This window comes from Campylobacter concisus, from assembly GCF_002092855.1.
GTDB classification, from domain to species: domain Bacteria; phylum Campylobacterota; class Campylobacteria; order Campylobacterales; family Campylobacteraceae; genus Campylobacter_A; species Campylobacter_A concisus_AI.
In genome coordinates this window covers 657,221-672,404 of the sequence record NZ_LVLC01000001.1, presented here as the reverse complement: position 1 = coordinate 672,404, position 15,184 = coordinate 657,221, and the positions used below count along the sequence as shown (strand labels likewise).

Below are 15,184 nucleotides of genomic sequence, written 5' to 3'. Positions count from 1 at the left end.
TGGTGATATTATTTTATGACGGCTAGTTTGCCTGTGCCAGCGTTTTGATTTACCTCTTTTTGGACATTTGAAGCTTCGAGGAGCTTAAATTTATATGGAGGCTCAAATGGTGGTTTGTCTAGCTTTTCGCAAACGCTGCCCTTTTTAGAAAGGTCTATGTTGCCGCTTTCAAAAATGGTGCCTTTGTTACATTTGTAGCTTATCTTGACGCCATTTGTAAAGTAGTTGTTTTGAGCGTATACTAGCGAGCCAAAGCGCACTCCAATGGCGTATTTTTGGTCATAAAAGCCATCTTTTGAGTCGTAAAAGTTGTTATAGACGTGCACCTTTGCATTGCGTGCCATAGGTAGGCGTTGCGCGCAGTTGTCAAAAATGTTATGAGCGACCGTTATAGTTCTCGTTTCGCTGCTGCCGTCCGAGTCTCTTGAGCCTATTAGCATCGTTTTGTCGTGGTTTTCAAAGATGTTGTGCGAGATCGTGATAGCCGCACTATCCCCCTTGATGTTGCATAGTCCGTCATAGGTTTGCCATTTAGTAAGCTCTCCGCCTGCTAAATGCACATGGCTAAGATCCACAGTGTCCTTAAAATGGCAGTGATCTATCCAGATGTTTTTGCTTGACTCTATGCTAACGCCGTCATATTGCGCATTAAAGCCGTCATTTTTTTGTATATCTGGAAATGGATCAAAAGCATCTTCGATCAATATGTTGCGGATCGCGATATTTTGGACATTTTTTAGCAAAAGTGAGCCACCTTTTATGCCTGAGTTTTCGCCTAGGCCGATTATTGTGGTATTGCTAGCTACCGGCACTAAGATGAGCTTTTTGTACTCGTTGGCTAAATTTTTGCGAAGCGCTGCTAGCTTTGGATCTTGCGAACCGTCTAAATTTGCATGGCATGAGGCGCCGTAAGCCTGCATAAATTTGGTATAAGAGCTAAACTCGCCACCGCTAATCTCGCTTATAAATTTATCCAGCCCATCGCTATTGCCATTTTGCGGGATCTTGCCTTCGCTAAGGTCTATGAGCCCATCCACATAGATGACGTAACCACCCATTTGAGCGTATTTTACGAGTTCTTGTCTATCTTTTACGACTACTTCTTTACTCTCTTTGCCGGCGTATCCGCCAAAATTTTGCTCTGCTCCAATGCTAGCGTAACCAAAAGGCAAGTCACTTGCTTTTATCTCGCCCACCTGTGCCTCAGCGCCAAATGCAAATAACGAAGAAACGGCTAGAAACAATATCTTTTTAAACATCTTTAGCCTCCTAAATTTGGCTTTTTATTTTTGATCTTCTGCTAGAAAATCGCTGCCGAATTTTATTTTGGCTCATTAAATTTAGCGTAAGACTTTTATAAATTTTTAGTAAAAGCGAAATTTTACGCGAAAAATATCTCACTTTTTAAGCGAAGTAGGCATAGATACGCACTTAGCACGCTTTGCTCTCTAACGTAGTTGCGCTCCCCTTTTAAAAGCAGTCTCTCAACCTCGATGTTGCCGTTTCTATCGCCAGCTGCGACATATACCGTGCCAACTGGCTTGCTAGCTGTGCCCCCACCTGGTCCTGCTATACCGCTAATAGCAAGTGCAAAGTCCGCATTTGTCGTGCTTAGCGTGCCTTTTACCATTGCTTTTACGCAAGGCTCGCTCACGGCTCCGTAAGTATCTAAAATCTCATCCTCAACGCCCAGCCACTCGTGTTTTATGTGGTTTGCATAAGTCACCAATGAGCCATCAAAGCTAGCCGAGATGCCGCCATATCTTGCAAATTTAGCCGCTACAAGCCCAGCCGTGCAAGACTCAGCAAATGAAATTTTAAGCCCATTTTGCATGAGCTTTTTTGCTACAAATTTGATCACATCTTTTTGCGGGATAAATTTTTGCGAAAATAGCGTTTTTACCCCTTGTAAAAAGCTCTCGATCTGGCCAAATTTATTGCTTTTTGCCCTTACTAGTATCAAATTTGGCAGGATCTGCGCAAGAGTGATATCGACCTCATAAGTTTTAGCAAGTGGTAGCATAAGGATCTTCGCGCTATCTGCGTCGATGTCTATTAGATGAAAGTAGCTAAAATCAGGCTCATAGTCGGTTAGAAACTCGCCTAGCTCTTCATTTGGATTAGCTTTTATAAGATTTATCTGGGCGTTATTTAGACTGGCTAAAAAGCTATTTTTAGAGTAGTCTAAGCTATCTTTAAGCGCAAGTGTCGTGCTATCTTTTAGCTCGAGCGAGCCCCCAGTTAGCGTCGCTACTATCTTTGCAGCGATGGCAAAATTTTCATCCGAGCCAAAAATGCTTACAAAGTCGTAATTTTTTGATAAATTTTCGATGATAAAAGGTAGCTCTTTGCTATTTTTTGGAGCAAAACTGACCACTCCAAGCTCGCCAAAATGATCCTCGTAGCTTTGAAAAATGTAGTTTAGAAATTCTCTATTTATCTCAAGATCTTCGCCTATTATCAAGATACTTTGTCTCATTTTTAAGCTCCTTTTTTTGCCTCATTATACTATTTTTCAGTGTGATTTAACCAGCACAGGTGTAAAATTAGCAAATTTTAAAATCAAGGTAAAAAATGGACTACAAAGAGACACTTTTACTCCCAGAGACAAATTTCCCGATGCGCGGAAATCTCCCACAAAATGAACCGCAAAGACTAAAATCATGGTACGAAGAGCGCAAGGTTTATGAAAAAATGAAGAAAAATCGCCAAAATGCGGTTAAAAACTTCAACATCCACGACGGCCCTCCGTATGCAAACGGCCACCTTCACATCGGCCACGCGTTAAATAAAATTTTAAAAGATATCATCACAAAAACGCACTATTTTTACGGCGAAAACGTCCGCTATGTGCCAGGCTGGGATTGCCATGGCTTGCCTATCGAGCAACAAGTTGAAGTAAAGCTTGGCGATAAGAAAAAAGATCTTAGCAAGGTCGAGATCAGGGAGCTTTGCAGGCAGCACGCAAGAGAATTTATAGATATTCAGCGAAATGAATTTAAAAGCCTTGGCATCATCGGCGACTTTGAAAATCCATACATGACGATGAAATTTGAGTTTGAGGCTGACATCTACAAAGCACTTTGCGAGATCGCTAAAAAGGGGCTTTTGGTAGAAAGAAGCAAACCAGTTTATTGGAGCTGGGCAGCTAGATCGGCGCTAGCTGAAGCTGAGGTTGAGTACGAGGAGAAAGAGGACTACTCTATTTACGTAGCATTTGAGCTTGACAGCGACGCGCTAGAAAAGCTTGGTGTAAAAGAGGCAAGCGCTGTTATTTGGACGACCACGCCTTGGACACTTCCAGCAAATCAAGCCATAAGCCTAAAACCAGATGAAATTTACGTACTAACAGCCGAAAATTTGATCTTTGCAAAGCCACTACTTGAAAGCGTTGTACAAAGCGGCCTAAGCAAGGGCGAGATCAAAAAAGAGTTTAAATCAAGCCTGCTTGAAAACACTCACGCGATAAATCCACTAAACGGCAGAAAGTCACGATTTTTACTAGGTGATCACGTCATGATGGACGGAGGTACTGGACTTGTTCATACAGCTCCAGGACACGGCGAAGACGACTACTACGTCTGTTTGAAGTATGGCTTTAGCGAAATTTTGATGCCAGTTGATGATGGTGGCTGCTACGATGAGAGCCTAAAACATCACGGACTATTTAGAAGCGACGTGGTAGACGAGTTTGTTGGCATGCACATCTTTAAAGCAAATGAGAAAATTTTAGAGCTACTTGGCAAAAGCTTGCTTAGCGTCTCTAAATTTAGACACTCTTATCCATTCTGCTGGAGAACGCATAAGCCTGTTATTTATAGAGCCACAAAGCAGTGGTTTATAGCTATGGATGAGGCAAAACTAGGCGGAAAAACGCTTAGACAAACAGCACGCGAGGAGCTTGAAAAGGTTAAATTTTATCCAAGCGTTGGTATAAAAAGAATAGGCTCAATGATAGAAAATCGCCCAGACTGGTGCATCTCACGTCAGCGTGACTGGGGCGTGCCGATCGCGTTTTTTAGAGATAAAGCGACAAAAGAAGTTATATTTGATAGTGAAATTTTAGACCACATCGTGGCTATCTTTAAAGAAAAAGGCGCTGATGCGTGGTGGGCGCTAAGCATAGACGAGCTTTTGCCAAAGGGCACAAAATACAAGGCTGAAAATTTAGAAAAAGTGATGGACATCCTTGATGTTTGGTTTGATAGCGGCTCGACATGGCATGCGGTCTTACAAAGTGACAACTACGACGCTGGCAAATACCCTGCAAGCATGTATCTAGAGGGCTCAGATCAGCACCGTGGCTGGTTTCAAAGCTCGCTTCTAGTAAGCACAGCTATAAATTCTCACGCACCTTACGAGAGTATCCTAACTCATGGCTTTACTGTCGATGCTAAGGGCGAGAAGATGAGCAAGAGTAAGGGTAACGTCATCGCTCCACAAGACGTGGCTAAGACTCACGGAGTGGAAATTTTACGCCTTTGGGTTGGTATGAGTGATTACTCAAGCGACCTAAAAATAAGCGAAGATATATTAAAACAAATAAGCGAGCAGTACCGCAAAATTCGCAACACTATCCGCTTTTTACTAGCAAACGTAAATGACCTTGAGAGCCTAAATACAGAGTTTAACATCCTTGATAAATGGATATTAGCTCGTGCTAAAAAGGTCTTTGATGAGGCGAGCTCTTGCTTTAGAAACTACGACTTTTCAAAGGGCTTTAACATCCTTTTAAATTTCTTATCAGCCGATCTTAGCGGTGTATATCTTGACGTTTGCAAAGATAGACTTTACTGCGACGCAAAAGACGCCCCAAGAAGAAGATCAGCCCAAAGCGCAATGGCGATCATAACAAAGGCACTTTTGCCACTCATTGCTCCAACGCTTACTTACACCGTCGATGAGGTGATGGACTACGCTCCAAAGATCATCAAAGGCGAGGCAAAAGACGCGTTTGATCTAGTTTATGAGCCAATCAAATTTGACCTTAGCTTTGAAGATGAGCTACTTTTTGCCAGCAGGGAGAAATTTAACGAGATCGTGGACGTTCTTAAAAAGGACAAAAAGATAAAATCAACTCTGGAGCTAAGCCTAGAGACAACTAACCACAACATCACAGGCTACGACGAGCGCGAAGTGGCCGATCTTTACATGGTAAGCTCGGTTAAAGCTTATGATGATAGCGAGCCATTAGCCGAGTTTGAGCTAGAGGGTGATAAATTTAAGATCATAGCAAGCAACCTTCACAAATGCCCAAGGTGCTGGAAATTTAACGCTAGCAAAGAAGATGCGCTATGCCCAAGATGTGAAGAGGTCATAAGTGCTAAGTGAGCCAGTAAGCGCAACTATCATAATAGCAACGATCGCTGCGGTGGTCGTTGTTAGCTTGTTTGGCATATTTTTGGTTAATAAATTTAAAGGATAAAAATAGTGGTAACTTTAAAAGAAACTTTGAAATTTTCAGCTGAAGAGATAAAAAATTTAAGAGCCGAGCTTGAGGCGAAGATCATAAAAGAAAAAGAGCTTGGTGCTTATGTCGAGCAGCTAGCAAATTTAGAGATCGCAAAACTAGGCGAGGGCGTGCCTATCGCTATAAAAGACAACATCCAAGTAAAAGGCTGGAGCGTCACGTGCGCTTCTAAAATTTTACAAGGCTACGTAGCACCATATAATGCAACCGTTATCGAGAAGCTACTTAGTAAAAATTTAGCTCCATTTGGCCGCACAAATATGGACGAATTTGCGATGGGAAGCACGACTGAGAGCTCATTTTACGGCAAAACACTAAACCCACTAAATCACGCTCACGTCCCAGGTGGCAGTAGCGGTGGCTCAGCAGCAGCAGTCGCAGCTGGCCTTGCAGTCGCAGCACTCGGAAGTGATACTGGTGGCTCGATCCGCCAGCCAGCGGCATTTTGTGGATGCGTAGGTTTTAAGCCAACTTACGGCAGAGTGAGTAGATACGGCCTTGGCGCATACTCAAGTAGCCTTGATCAGATAGGCCCGATCGCTCAAAACGTAGAAGACGCAGCCATTTTATATGACGCGATCGCTGGACACGATCCAAAAGATAGCACGAGCGCAGATGTGCCTTTTGAGAGCATTAGCGACAAGATAGATAGCGAGAAGAAGCTAAAAATTTGCGTCATTAAAAACTATGTTGAAAATGCAAGCGAACAGACAAAAGCTGCTTTAAATTTAGCGATCGAGAAGCTAAAATCACATGGACACAGCGTAACTTACACAAATTTTGAAGACTCGAAATACGATGTCGCAACCTACTACATAATAGCAACCGCAGAAGCAAGCGCAAATTTAAGCCGCTATGATGGCGTGAGATACGGCAGACGCGCAGATGCTAGAAATTTAAAAGAGCTATATGTAAATTCACGCTCAGAAGGCTTTGGTGAAGAGGTAAAAAGAAGAATTTTGCTTGGTACGTTTGTATTAAGTAGCGGATATTACGATGCTTACTACATCAAAGCGCAAAAAGCAAGAGCACATATAAAAGCTCAATACGAGAGAATTTTAGAAGAAAACGACCTTATATTTATGCCAGTAGCTCCGAGTACAGCCTATAAATTTGGGGCCCACAGTGATCCACTACAAGCATATCTAAGCGATATTTACACTATCAGCGTAAATTTAGCAGGCCTTCCAGCTATCTCTGTGCCAGTTGGCAAAGATGATCAAAATTTAAATGTGAGCGCCCAGCTCATCGCAAAAGCGTGGGACGAACAGACCTTGATAAATGGTGCTAAGAGCCTAGAAAATTTAATAAAAGGATAAAAATATGAAGATAGTAAAGAGAGCTTTAACATTTGAGGATGTGCTTCTTGTGCCACAGTACTCTGAAATTTTGCCAAAGCAAGTTGATGTGAAAACCAGGATCAGCAAAAACGTCACGCTAAATATCCCGATCGTCTCTGCTGCGATGGATACGGTGACTGAGCATAGAACTGCTATTATGATGGCAAGGCTTGGCGGTATCGGCGTAATACATAAAAATATGGATATAGAAAGCCAAGCAAAAGAGGTCAAACGCGTTAAAAAAAGCGAAAGTGGCGTCATCATCGATCCTATCTTTATAAATCCAGAAGCGACTGTGGCTGAAGCTCTAAGCCTTATGTCAGATCTTCATATTTCAGGCGTTCCAGTCATCGACAAAGACCGCAAACTAATAGGAATTTTAACAAACCGCGATTTGAGATTTGAGACAAATATGAGCACTTTGGTAAAAGACCGCATGACAAAAGCACCACTTATCACTGCGCCAAAGGGCTGCACGCTTGATGATGCGGAGAAAATTTTCTCTCAAAACAGGGTTGAGAAGCTACCTATCGTCGATAAAGACGGCAGACTTGACGGACTTATCACCATAAAAGATCTAAAAAAACGTAAAGAGTATCCAAACGCAAACAAAGATAGCTACGGCAGACTTCGCGTGGCTGCGGCTATTGGCGTGGGTCAGATAGAGCGCGCTAAAGCGCTAGTTGATGCTGGCGTAGATGTCATCGTTATCGACTCAGCTCACGGCCACTCAAAGGGCATCATCGACACTTTAAAAGAGGTAAAAGCAAATTTTAATGTCGATGTCATAGCTGGTAATATCGCAAATCCAGCAGCCGTAAAAGACCTAGTAGAAGCAGGAGCGGACGGCATAAAGGTAGGTATCGGACCAGGTTCTATTTGTACCACAAGGATCGTTGCTGGCGTTGGCGTGCCTCAAATTTCAGCTATCGATGACTGCGCAAGCGAAGCAGCGAAATATGGCATCCCAGTTATCGCAGACGGCGGACTAAAATACTCAGGCGACGTGGCAAAAGCTCTTGCAGCAGGCGCAGCTTGCGTTATGGCTGGTAGCTTGCTAGCAGGTTGCGAGGAGAGCCCAGGCGAGCTTATAACATTCCAAGGTCGCCAGTATAAAGTATATCGCGGTATGGGCTCAATAGGCGCTATGACAAAGGGTAGCTCGGACCGCTACTTTCAAGAGGGCACCGCTCAAGACAAGCTTGTACCTGAAGGCATCGAAGGCCGTGTGCCATTTGCTGGTAGCATAAAAGATGTGATCCATCAGCTAATAGGCGGCCTAAGAAGCGCTATGGGCTATGTCGGCGCAAAAGATATCCCAACTCTTCAAGAAAGAGCTGAATTTGTCGAGATAACAAGCGCAGGACTAAAAGAGAGCCACGTCCACGATGTAGTTATCACTCACGAGGCACCAAACTACAAAGTTAATTAGTGTTAGACCTGCAGACTAGAACTATTAAATTTAACGAGCCACTCTATCTTGAGAGTGGCCGTATACTATCAAATTTTAAGCTTATTTATGAGACTTATGGCACGTTAAATGCCGATAAAAGCAACGTTATTATCATCTGCCACGCCCTAACTGGCTCGCACCACGCAGCTGGCACCTACACAGGCGATGAGAAAGCTGGCTGGTGGGACGGGCTAATAGGCAGCAAAAAGGCGGTCGATACGGATAAATTTTACGTTATTTGCGTAAATATCTTAGGCTCGTGCTTTGGCTCGACCTCGCCGCTAAGTGTTGATAGAAGTAGCGGCAAAGAGTATAGGCTAAATTTCCCAGTCCTTGCCATAAGTGACGTGGTAAAGGCGCAGATGAGGCTATTTAACGAGCTTGGTATCACAAGAGCAAGAGCTGTGATCGGCGGTAGTCTTGGCGGTATGCAAGCACTTTGCTACGCTATCGAGTTTCCAGAATTTGCGCAGGATATCATAATGCTTGCAAGTACCTATCAGACGAAGCCCTGGGCGATAGCTTTTAACAAAATCGCCATCGAAGCCATTTTAAACGATGAAAATTTCAAAAACGGCGAATACGACGTGGAATTTATAAGAAAAAATGGGCTAAAGGGTATGGCTTACGGCAGGATGGCAGGGCACATCAGCTTTTTAAGCCCTGATAGCATGGATGAGAAATTTGGACGAAACTACGTAGAAACTGACGGTCTTTATGAGCTTTCTGGGCGCTTTCAGGTGGATCGCTACATGGAGTACAACGGCTACAACTTCCCAAAGAGATTTGATCCGCTAAGCTACCTATACATCGTAAAAATGATGAATATTTTTGACTGTACTAGGCACTATGATAATTTAAAAGACGCCCTTGTGCCGATCAAAGCAAACTTGCATTTAATCGCTTTCAAAGGCGATCTGCTCTTTCCGCCGTGTTGCATGAGAGAGATTTATGATACGCTTTGTGAGATGGGGCGAGGAGAGAATACAAATTTCGTAGAGATAGATAGCAACTATGGCCACGATGCATTTTTGGTCGAGATAGAAAAATTTGATGGATATATAAAAAATATATTAAAAGGATAGAGAATGGAGCAAAAAGAGCAAAGCTTTGAAGAAAAATTAGCTCTAGCAGATAAAATTTTAAACGATCTAAACAAAGATGATGTGAGCTTAGAAAATAGCATAAAGCTGCACGAACAGGGCAAAAAGCTACTAAATGAGGCAAGAGAAATTTTAGAAAACGCAAAACTTAGCATAAAGCAGGTGGATGATGAGTAGAATTTGTGCTCTTCAGCTACCAACGCAGCCTTTAAGTGAGGCAAGGCTTGATTATTATCTAAAAATTTGTGCGGACGAAAACGCAAGACTTGTTGTGCTTGGTGAATATGTGCTAAATAGCTTTTTTAAAGAGCTCATTAGCATGCCAAAAAGCCTTATAAAAGAGCAAAGTGAGCGCAAAAAAGAGGCTCTTTTTGCAATGGCAAAAAAGTATGATCTAAATATCGTTGCACCCATTGTAAATCTAAAAGGCAAGGAAATTTTTAAAAGTCTAGCTAAATTTACCCCAACACAAGTCAAATTATATGATCAGCAAATTCTCATGCCTTACGCTCACTGGAATGAGGCGAAATTCTTTAATAACACAAGCGATGAGCTAAATTTGCCTATCTTTACCTACGATAAATTTAAGGTCGGCGTCATGTTTGGCTATGAGGCGCACTTTGATGTGTGCTGGGCGTATATGAGCGCTAAAAAGGTTGATATCGTACTCGTGCCAACGGCTTGTACATTTTTCTCGCAGGCGCGCTGGGAGGAGCTTTTAAAGGTTAGAGCCTTTACAAACAACGTCTATGTGCTGCGCGTAAACCGCGTAGGAAGCCATAAAAGTGAGGATGCGCAGTGGAGCTTTTACGGCGATTCGATGCTTATTAATCCGTTTGGTGAAGTTAAAAATAGACTCGGCAAGAACGAAGAGATGATGATCGATGAGCTTAGCAAAAAGGAGCTTAGCGAGGCTAGAAGCACTTGGGGTTTTATGCAGATAGAGGCGAAATTTAAAAGATAAAATAAGGCCGTAACTGGATGAGAAAGTGAGCTTAGCAAGAATGAGCGCTCTTTAAAGGAATTTTGGAGTGAAATTTGAAACGAAGCGAGATTGAAAAATATATAAAAGAGAAATTTGACATTTTAGGGGAGCAACTTTTTCCAAAGTATCCAAATTTTAGTGCCTTTCGTCACAAGAAAAACAAAAAGTGGTTTGCGCTACTTATGCAGTTAAGCGCTAGCAAGCTAGGTCTTAAAAGTGACGAGATGATTGAGGTTTTAAATTTAAAATGTAGTCCAGATCTAGCCATGGTGCTAGTTGATGAGAGGCAAATTTTTAAAGCATATCACATGAATAAAAAGCACTGGATAAGCGTAAATTTAAACTCAAAAATCTCACAAAAAACAGTTTTTGACCTGATAGACGAGAGCTTTAGCTTAAGCAAATAAAAGCCATTTTCAGGCTTAAATTTAGTAGTTTTTGTTAAAATCACGAAAAACTTAAGGATAAAATTTGCAAGAGCTAAACAATGAGATCAAAAAAGTCCATTTCATAGGCATCGGCGGCATCGGTATCTCAGCCATCGCTAGATTTTTACACGAAAAAGGCCACAAGATAAGTGGTAGTGACATCAAAGAGAGCAAGACGACTCTTGAGCTTCAAAATGAAGGCATCGAGGTCATCACACCGCACTGTAAAGAGGCGATAAAAGACCAAGACTTTGTGGTCTACTCAGCCGCGATAAAAGAGGATAACATCGAGCTAGTGGAGGCCAGAAACAAGGGCATAAAGTGCTTTTCAAGAAAAGAAATTTTGCCTTATGTGCTTGAGGATAAGTGTGTTTTTGCAGTAGCTGGCGCGCACGGCAAGAGTACGACTTCAGCAATGCTAGCAAGCCTAATCGAGGGCTCAGTCATCATCGGCGCCATCTCAAAGCAGTTTGGCTCAAATATGCGCTACGCTAAAAGCGATAACGTCGTATTTGAGGCGGATGAGAGCGACTCAAGCTTTCTAAACTCAAACCCATATCTAGCTATCGTCACAAACGCAGAGCCAGAGCACATGGAGCACTACGACTACGATCTAGCTAAATTTTACGCAGCCTACAAGGGCTTTTTGGAGCGCGCAAAGGTTAGAGTGATAAACGCTGAGGACGAGTTTTTAAGCACGCTTAAGCTTGACGCGATCAGGCTTTACCCAAGCAGTGATATCACTGAGCTTACGATGGTGGTAAGAGACTATCAGCCATACACTAGCTTTAACCTTAAAAATTTAGGCAAATTTGAAGCCTTTGGCATGGGCGAGCACATCGCTATAGACGCATCTTTGGCTATTCTAGCTGCGATGCACGAGACGCCGCTTAAAGATATAAGAGAAAATTTATTAAATTTTAAAGGCATCAAAAAGCGTTTTGATATCCTTAGCGCAAACAAAAATTTCGTCCTAATAGACGACTACGCGCACCATCCAACCGAGATAAAAGCAACGCTAAAATCAGTCTTTGAATACGCCAAAATTTTAGGCATAAACAGCGTCACAGCGATATTTCAGCCACACCGCTACACAAGACTTAGCACAAATTTACCTGGCTTTAAAGAGTGCTTTAAGGGTGTTGATGAGCTTGTCATCTTGCCAGTTTATGCAGCTGGAGAAAATCCGATCGAAGTTGATATGAAGAGCGAATTTAGCGAGTATAACCCGATCTTTACAGACAAGGTCGAGAGGGTTGAAGAGGGGATAGAATTTACAGATGAATTTGGCGTGAAAAACCGCCTAAGTGATGGCATCGTAGTTGGCTTTGGAGCGGGCGATATCAGCGTACAGCTAAGGGGCGGATATTAATGGATCTAAGTAACTTTAAGCCTCAAGATGAAAATGAAATTTTAAAAGAGATAAAAGAAAAAGAGCTTAGTGAAGACGAAATTTCAAGCCTTATAAATTTAGGCAAAAAAGATATCTTGATCGCGCTTGCAAGGTCGCAAAAGCTAAATAGCGCTCAGATAAAAGAGATGCTGTCAAATGCCCCCTATCTTGCCGTTTGCTTGCTGGTTGAAAAGCAAGATATCAGTGAGGTTAAGGCTGAAATTTTAGACAAGATCGAGCCTCATACTGAGCTTTACAAAGAGCTCATCGCAAAGTATAAAGGCGTAAAATGGTAAGAAATTTGATCCTAATTGCTGGCTTGATCGTACTTTTTGGAGCGATCTGGGCGATAAAAGATGAAAAGATCAGCAAAGGCATAAAAGCTCTCGTTAGCGTGGTGCTTGTAGCGATCCTTATTTGCGTCTATTTTTATGAAGAGAATTTATCAAAAAACGAGGATGCTATCTCAAAGCTAGTTAGCGATTTTAAGCAGGGCAAAATACTAAAATGTGGCGAATACAACGTGAGCGCTGAGAAATTTAACTACGAATTTGGCACGGCGTCATTTTTGGCTAAAAGAGAATTTAGCGACCTCTCAGGCGTGATAGTGCCGATAAAAAGTTGTGAGCAATGACTGAAGAGATATTTTTAAAGCTCGATTTGGGCGAGTATTTAGAGAAATTTAACTCCTTTTTGGCAAGGCAAAAACCGCTATTTTTACAAGGCGACAGCAAAATCCACTTTGAAAACATTAGTGAGCTTTCAAAGTATGATTTCAAGGCGCCTGACGAGATAAAAGAGCTTGATGATGCGCTTATGAGACTTAGCAAGCAAGCAGTGCTTCACATCAGTGAAATTTACGAGTTTGCAAAGATCATTAAGTATTTTTCATATCTAAAAAAGCAAAAATTTGAAGGCAGACTTGGCGAGTGGATCGCTAAAGTTGAAATCCCCGAAGCGATGAGCCATATGGCAAACAGCTTTGATGAAAACGGCGAGTTTAGCGACAGCGTGGATGAGAGATTTCACGCGATAAAGCAAGCATTTAACGAGAAAAAGCGCCAGATAGATGCCGAGCTTAAAAAGCTCATCTACTCAAAGCACATCACGCCCTATCTAGTCGATACCCAGACGCACTACATCAACTCGCAAGAGGCACTTTTGGTGCGTGGCGGCTTTAATCACGCCCTAAAAGGCACCGTGATCGCTAGAAGCTCAGGCGGCTACTTCTACGTCGCACCTGTAAGCACCGAGCGCCTAAAAAAGGAGCAAAGCGAGCTGCTTGACAGAAAAGAGGAGATCATTTTTGAGCACTGCAAGAAATTTAGCTTGCAGATGAGCAAGAGCCTGCTTTTTTTGAAATTTATAAATAACGCATTTGATCAGTTTGACGCATATCAGGCGCGTGTAAATTTGGCTAGATCACGTGACTATGAGTTTGTTTTGCCAAACAGCTCGCATGTTATCAAGCTTGAGAAATTTGCCCATCCAGCGCTTAAAAACCCAAAGAGCGTGAGTGTGGATTTTGGTAAAAAAGTGCTTCTCATTACCGGCGTAAATGCTGGCGGTAAGTCGATGCTTTTAAAATCTATCATCTCAGCCACGCTGCTTGCAAAATATTTACTACCTATGCGTATCGATGCAAATCGCTCAAGCATCGGCTCTTTTAAAGAATTTGACGCGATCATAGAAGATCCGCAAAGTGTGAAAAACGATATCTCGACCTTTGCTGGCAGGATGGTGCACTTTGCAAGGCTTTTTACTAAAAAATCGATCATCATAGGCATCGACGAGATCGAGCTTGGTACCGACTTTGAGGAGGCTGCGAGCTTGTATGGTGTCATGATAGAGCGCCTTATCACTCAAGATATCAAAATGATCATCACGACCCACCACAAGCGCCTTGCGATGTTGCTAGCTAAAAATAAAGAGGTTGAGCTAGTGGCGGCACTTTACGACGAGGCGGCTCAAAGGCCTAAATTTGAGTTTTTAAAAGGCACGATCGGCAAGTCTTACGCCTTTGAAACGGCGGCAAGATACGGCATATCTCAAAATTTAGTGGCGCAGGCAAAGAAAATTTACGGCGAAGATAAAGAGAATTTAAACGAGATCATCACAAAGACGCTAAATTTACAAACCAAGCTTGATGAGGGGATAAAAGAGGTTGCGGCAAAAGAGGAGCGGCTGGAGCGCTTGCTTGAAGAGCAAAAAGAGCTAAAAGAGAAAAATGAGATCAAGCTAAATGCGACTATTTCGCGCCTTGAAAAAGAGTATTATGAAGCGATAAATGCGGCAAAAGCTGTTATAAATTTCAAAGAGATAAAAGACAAGCAAAGGGCGCTAAACGTGGCAAATGAGAAAAAAGCTGCCATCGTTAAGCCTAAAAAAACTGAGCGCGAGAGCCTAAAAGTAGGCGATAGAGTGAAATATGAAAATATAAAAGGCACGGTTTTAAGCATCTCTAAAAATGACGCGATGATCGAGTCAAATGGTATAAATTTACGTGTGCCACTAGAGCTTTTAAGAAAAAATGGCAACGAAGTGGAGCTACCTAAAAAAGGTGGCGTTAGCCTAAATGTAGATAAGCCAAAAACGGCCTCGCTCTCGCTTGATCTGCATGGCATGAGAGCTGATGAGGCGATAGCAAAACTGGATAAATTTATCTCAGATAGTCTTGTTATGGGATTTGACGAGGTTAGCATATTTCACGGCATCGGCACTGGCAAGCTCGCCTTTGCTGTTAGAAATTTCTTAAAAGAGCATCCAAGTGTGAAAGAGTTTTTTGATGCACCGGCAAATCAGGGTGGATATGGAGCTAAAATAGTCAGGCTTTAACTTCTTCCTAAAAGTTAAAATTTATTTTAAGGTTGATATAATCAGGGCAATTACACAAAACAAGGGAAGTAACTTTTGAGTAACAAGGACGAGCAAACGGGTAAAAATCTAAACATCACTAAAACGATTATAGGTTTAGTGTTTGTTTTGGGAAGTATTTTTTTAGTCGAAAACCTG

The 15,184-nt window shown here is 42.3% G+C and carries 13 protein-coding genes; 11 read left to right on the top strand and 2 right to left on the bottom strand.

Translation table 11 applies throughout. From position 1 onward, the window contains the following. Positions 1-8: 8 nt before the first annotated feature. Together A3223_RS03415 and A3223_RS03410 are read right to left on the bottom strand one after the other, a co-directional pair. Positions 9-1,259 (bottom strand): pectate lyase family protein, encoded by a 1,251-nt coding sequence (locus A3223_RS03415; RefSeq protein ID WP_084108909.1) that lies wholly within the window; start codon positions 1,257-1,259, stop codon positions 9-11. Between the two features lie 122 nt (positions 1,260-1,381). Beyond that, on the bottom strand, positions 1,382-2,479 hold the full coding sequence (locus A3223_RS03410; RefSeq protein ID WP_084108906.1) for a CinA family protein: 1,098 nt from the start codon (positions 2,477-2,479) through the stop codon (positions 1,382-1,384). A 95-nt stretch (positions 2,480-2,574) separates the two neighbouring features. On the opposite strand from A3223_RS03410, the gene ileS reads away from it, so the two are divergent. The 11 genes from ileS (at position 2,575) to A3223_RS03355 (ending at position 15,007) form a co-directional block, all read left to right on the top strand. Then, entirely contained in the window at positions 2,575-5,331 is a 2,757-nt protein-coding gene (ileS, locus tag A3223_RS03405; protein ID WP_084108903.1) for an isoleucine--tRNA ligase, read from the top strand. A gap of 99 nt (positions 5,332-5,430) precedes the next feature. Continuing rightward, the gene (gene gatA / locus A3223_RS03400) at positions 5,431-6,789 is read left to right on the top strand and encodes an Asp-tRNA(Asn)/Glu-tRNA(Gln) amidotransferase subunit GatA (protein WP_084108900.1); all 1,359 of its coding nucleotides are present in this window, start codon (positions 5,431-5,433) and stop codon (positions 6,787-6,789) included. Between the two features lie 4 nt (positions 6,790-6,793). Further along, on the top strand, positions 6,794-8,242 hold the full coding sequence (guaB, locus tag A3223_RS03395) for an IMP dehydrogenase (RefSeq protein WP_084108897.1): 1,449 nt from the start codon (positions 6,794-6,796) through the stop codon (positions 8,240-8,242). Then, positions 8,242-9,348, top strand: coding sequence for a homoserine O-acetyltransferase MetX (gene metX, locus A3223_RS03390; RefSeq protein ID WP_084108894.1), 1,107 nt, complete (start codon positions 8,242-8,244; stop codon positions 9,346-9,348). The genes guaB and metX overlap by 1 nt, the downstream gene beginning before the upstream one ends. Positions 9,349-9,351: 3 nt before the next feature. Continuing rightward, entirely contained in the window at positions 9,352-9,543 is a 192-nt protein-coding gene (gene xseB, locus A3223_RS03385; protein WP_004317712.1) for an exodeoxyribonuclease VII small subunit, read from the top strand. Then, the gene (locus tag A3223_RS03380; protein WP_084109280.1) at positions 9,536-10,330 is read left to right on the top strand and encodes a carbon-nitrogen hydrolase family protein; all 795 of its coding nucleotides are present in this window, start codon (positions 9,536-9,538) and stop codon (positions 10,328-10,330) included. The genes xseB and A3223_RS03380 overlap by 8 nt, the downstream gene beginning before the upstream one ends. A gap of 74 nt (positions 10,331-10,404) precedes the next feature. Continuing rightward, positions 10,405-10,758 (top strand): MmcQ/YjbR family DNA-binding protein, encoded by a 354-nt coding sequence (locus A3223_RS03375; RefSeq protein ID WP_084108891.1) that lies wholly within the window; start codon positions 10,405-10,407, stop codon positions 10,756-10,758. Positions 10,759-10,843: 85 nt separating this feature from the next. Beyond that, the gene (gene murC, locus A3223_RS03370; protein ID WP_084109279.1) at positions 10,844-12,151 is read left to right on the top strand and encodes a UDP-N-acetylmuramate--L-alanine ligase; all 1,308 of its coding nucleotides are present in this window, start codon (positions 10,844-10,846) and stop codon (positions 12,149-12,151) included. Beyond that, positions 12,151-12,468, top strand: a complete 318-nt coding sequence (locus tag A3223_RS03365) for a hypothetical protein (protein WP_084108888.1) — start codon at positions 12,151-12,153, stop codon at positions 12,466-12,468. Before murC ends, A3223_RS03365 begins: the two co-directional genes overlap by 1 nt. Further along, entirely contained in the window at positions 12,462-12,806 is a 345-nt protein-coding gene (locus tag A3223_RS03360) for a hypothetical protein (RefSeq protein ID WP_084108885.1), read from the top strand. The genes A3223_RS03365 and A3223_RS03360 overlap by 7 nt, the downstream gene beginning before the upstream one ends. Beyond that, a complete protein-coding gene (locus A3223_RS03355; protein WP_084108882.1) occupies positions 12,803-15,007 on the top strand; it encodes an endonuclease MutS2 in 2,205 nt (734 codons plus the stop codon). The genes A3223_RS03360 and A3223_RS03355 overlap by 4 nt, the downstream gene beginning before the upstream one ends. The last annotated feature ends 177 nt before the right edge of the window (positions 15,008-15,184 follow it).

Coding starts and splice junctions, on each gene's coding strand:
- A3223_RS03415 (WP_084108909.1), bottom strand. CDS start 1,259: ATGTTTAAAAAGATATTGTTTCTAGCCGTTTCTTCGTTATTTGCATTT.
- A3223_RS03410 (WP_084108906.1), bottom strand. CDS start 2,479: ATGAGACAAAGTATCTTGATAATAGGCGAAGATCTTGAGATAAATAGA.
- ileS (WP_084108903.1), top strand. CDS start 2,575: ATGGACTACAAAGAGACACTTTTACTCCCAGAGACAAATTTCCCGATG.
- guaB (WP_084108897.1), top strand. CDS start 6,794: ATGAAGATAGTAAAGAGAGCTTTAACATTTGAGGATGTGCTTCTTGTG.
- xseB (WP_004317712.1), top strand. CDS start 9,352: ATGGAGCAAAAAGAGCAAAGCTTTGAAGAAAAATTAGCTCTAGCAGAT.
- A3223_RS03380 (WP_084109280.1), top strand. CDS start 9,536: ATGAGTAGAATTTGTGCTCTTCAGCTACCAACGCAGCCTTTAAGTGAG.
- A3223_RS03365 (WP_084108888.1), top strand. CDS start 12,151: ATGGATCTAAGTAACTTTAAGCCTCAAGATGAAAATGAAATTTTAAAA.
- A3223_RS03360 (WP_084108885.1), top strand. CDS start 12,462: ATGGTAAGAAATTTGATCCTAATTGCTGGCTTGATCGTACTTTTTGGA.
- A3223_RS03355 (WP_084108882.1), top strand. CDS start 12,803: ATGACTGAAGAGATATTTTTAAAGCTCGATTTGGGCGAGTATTTAGAG.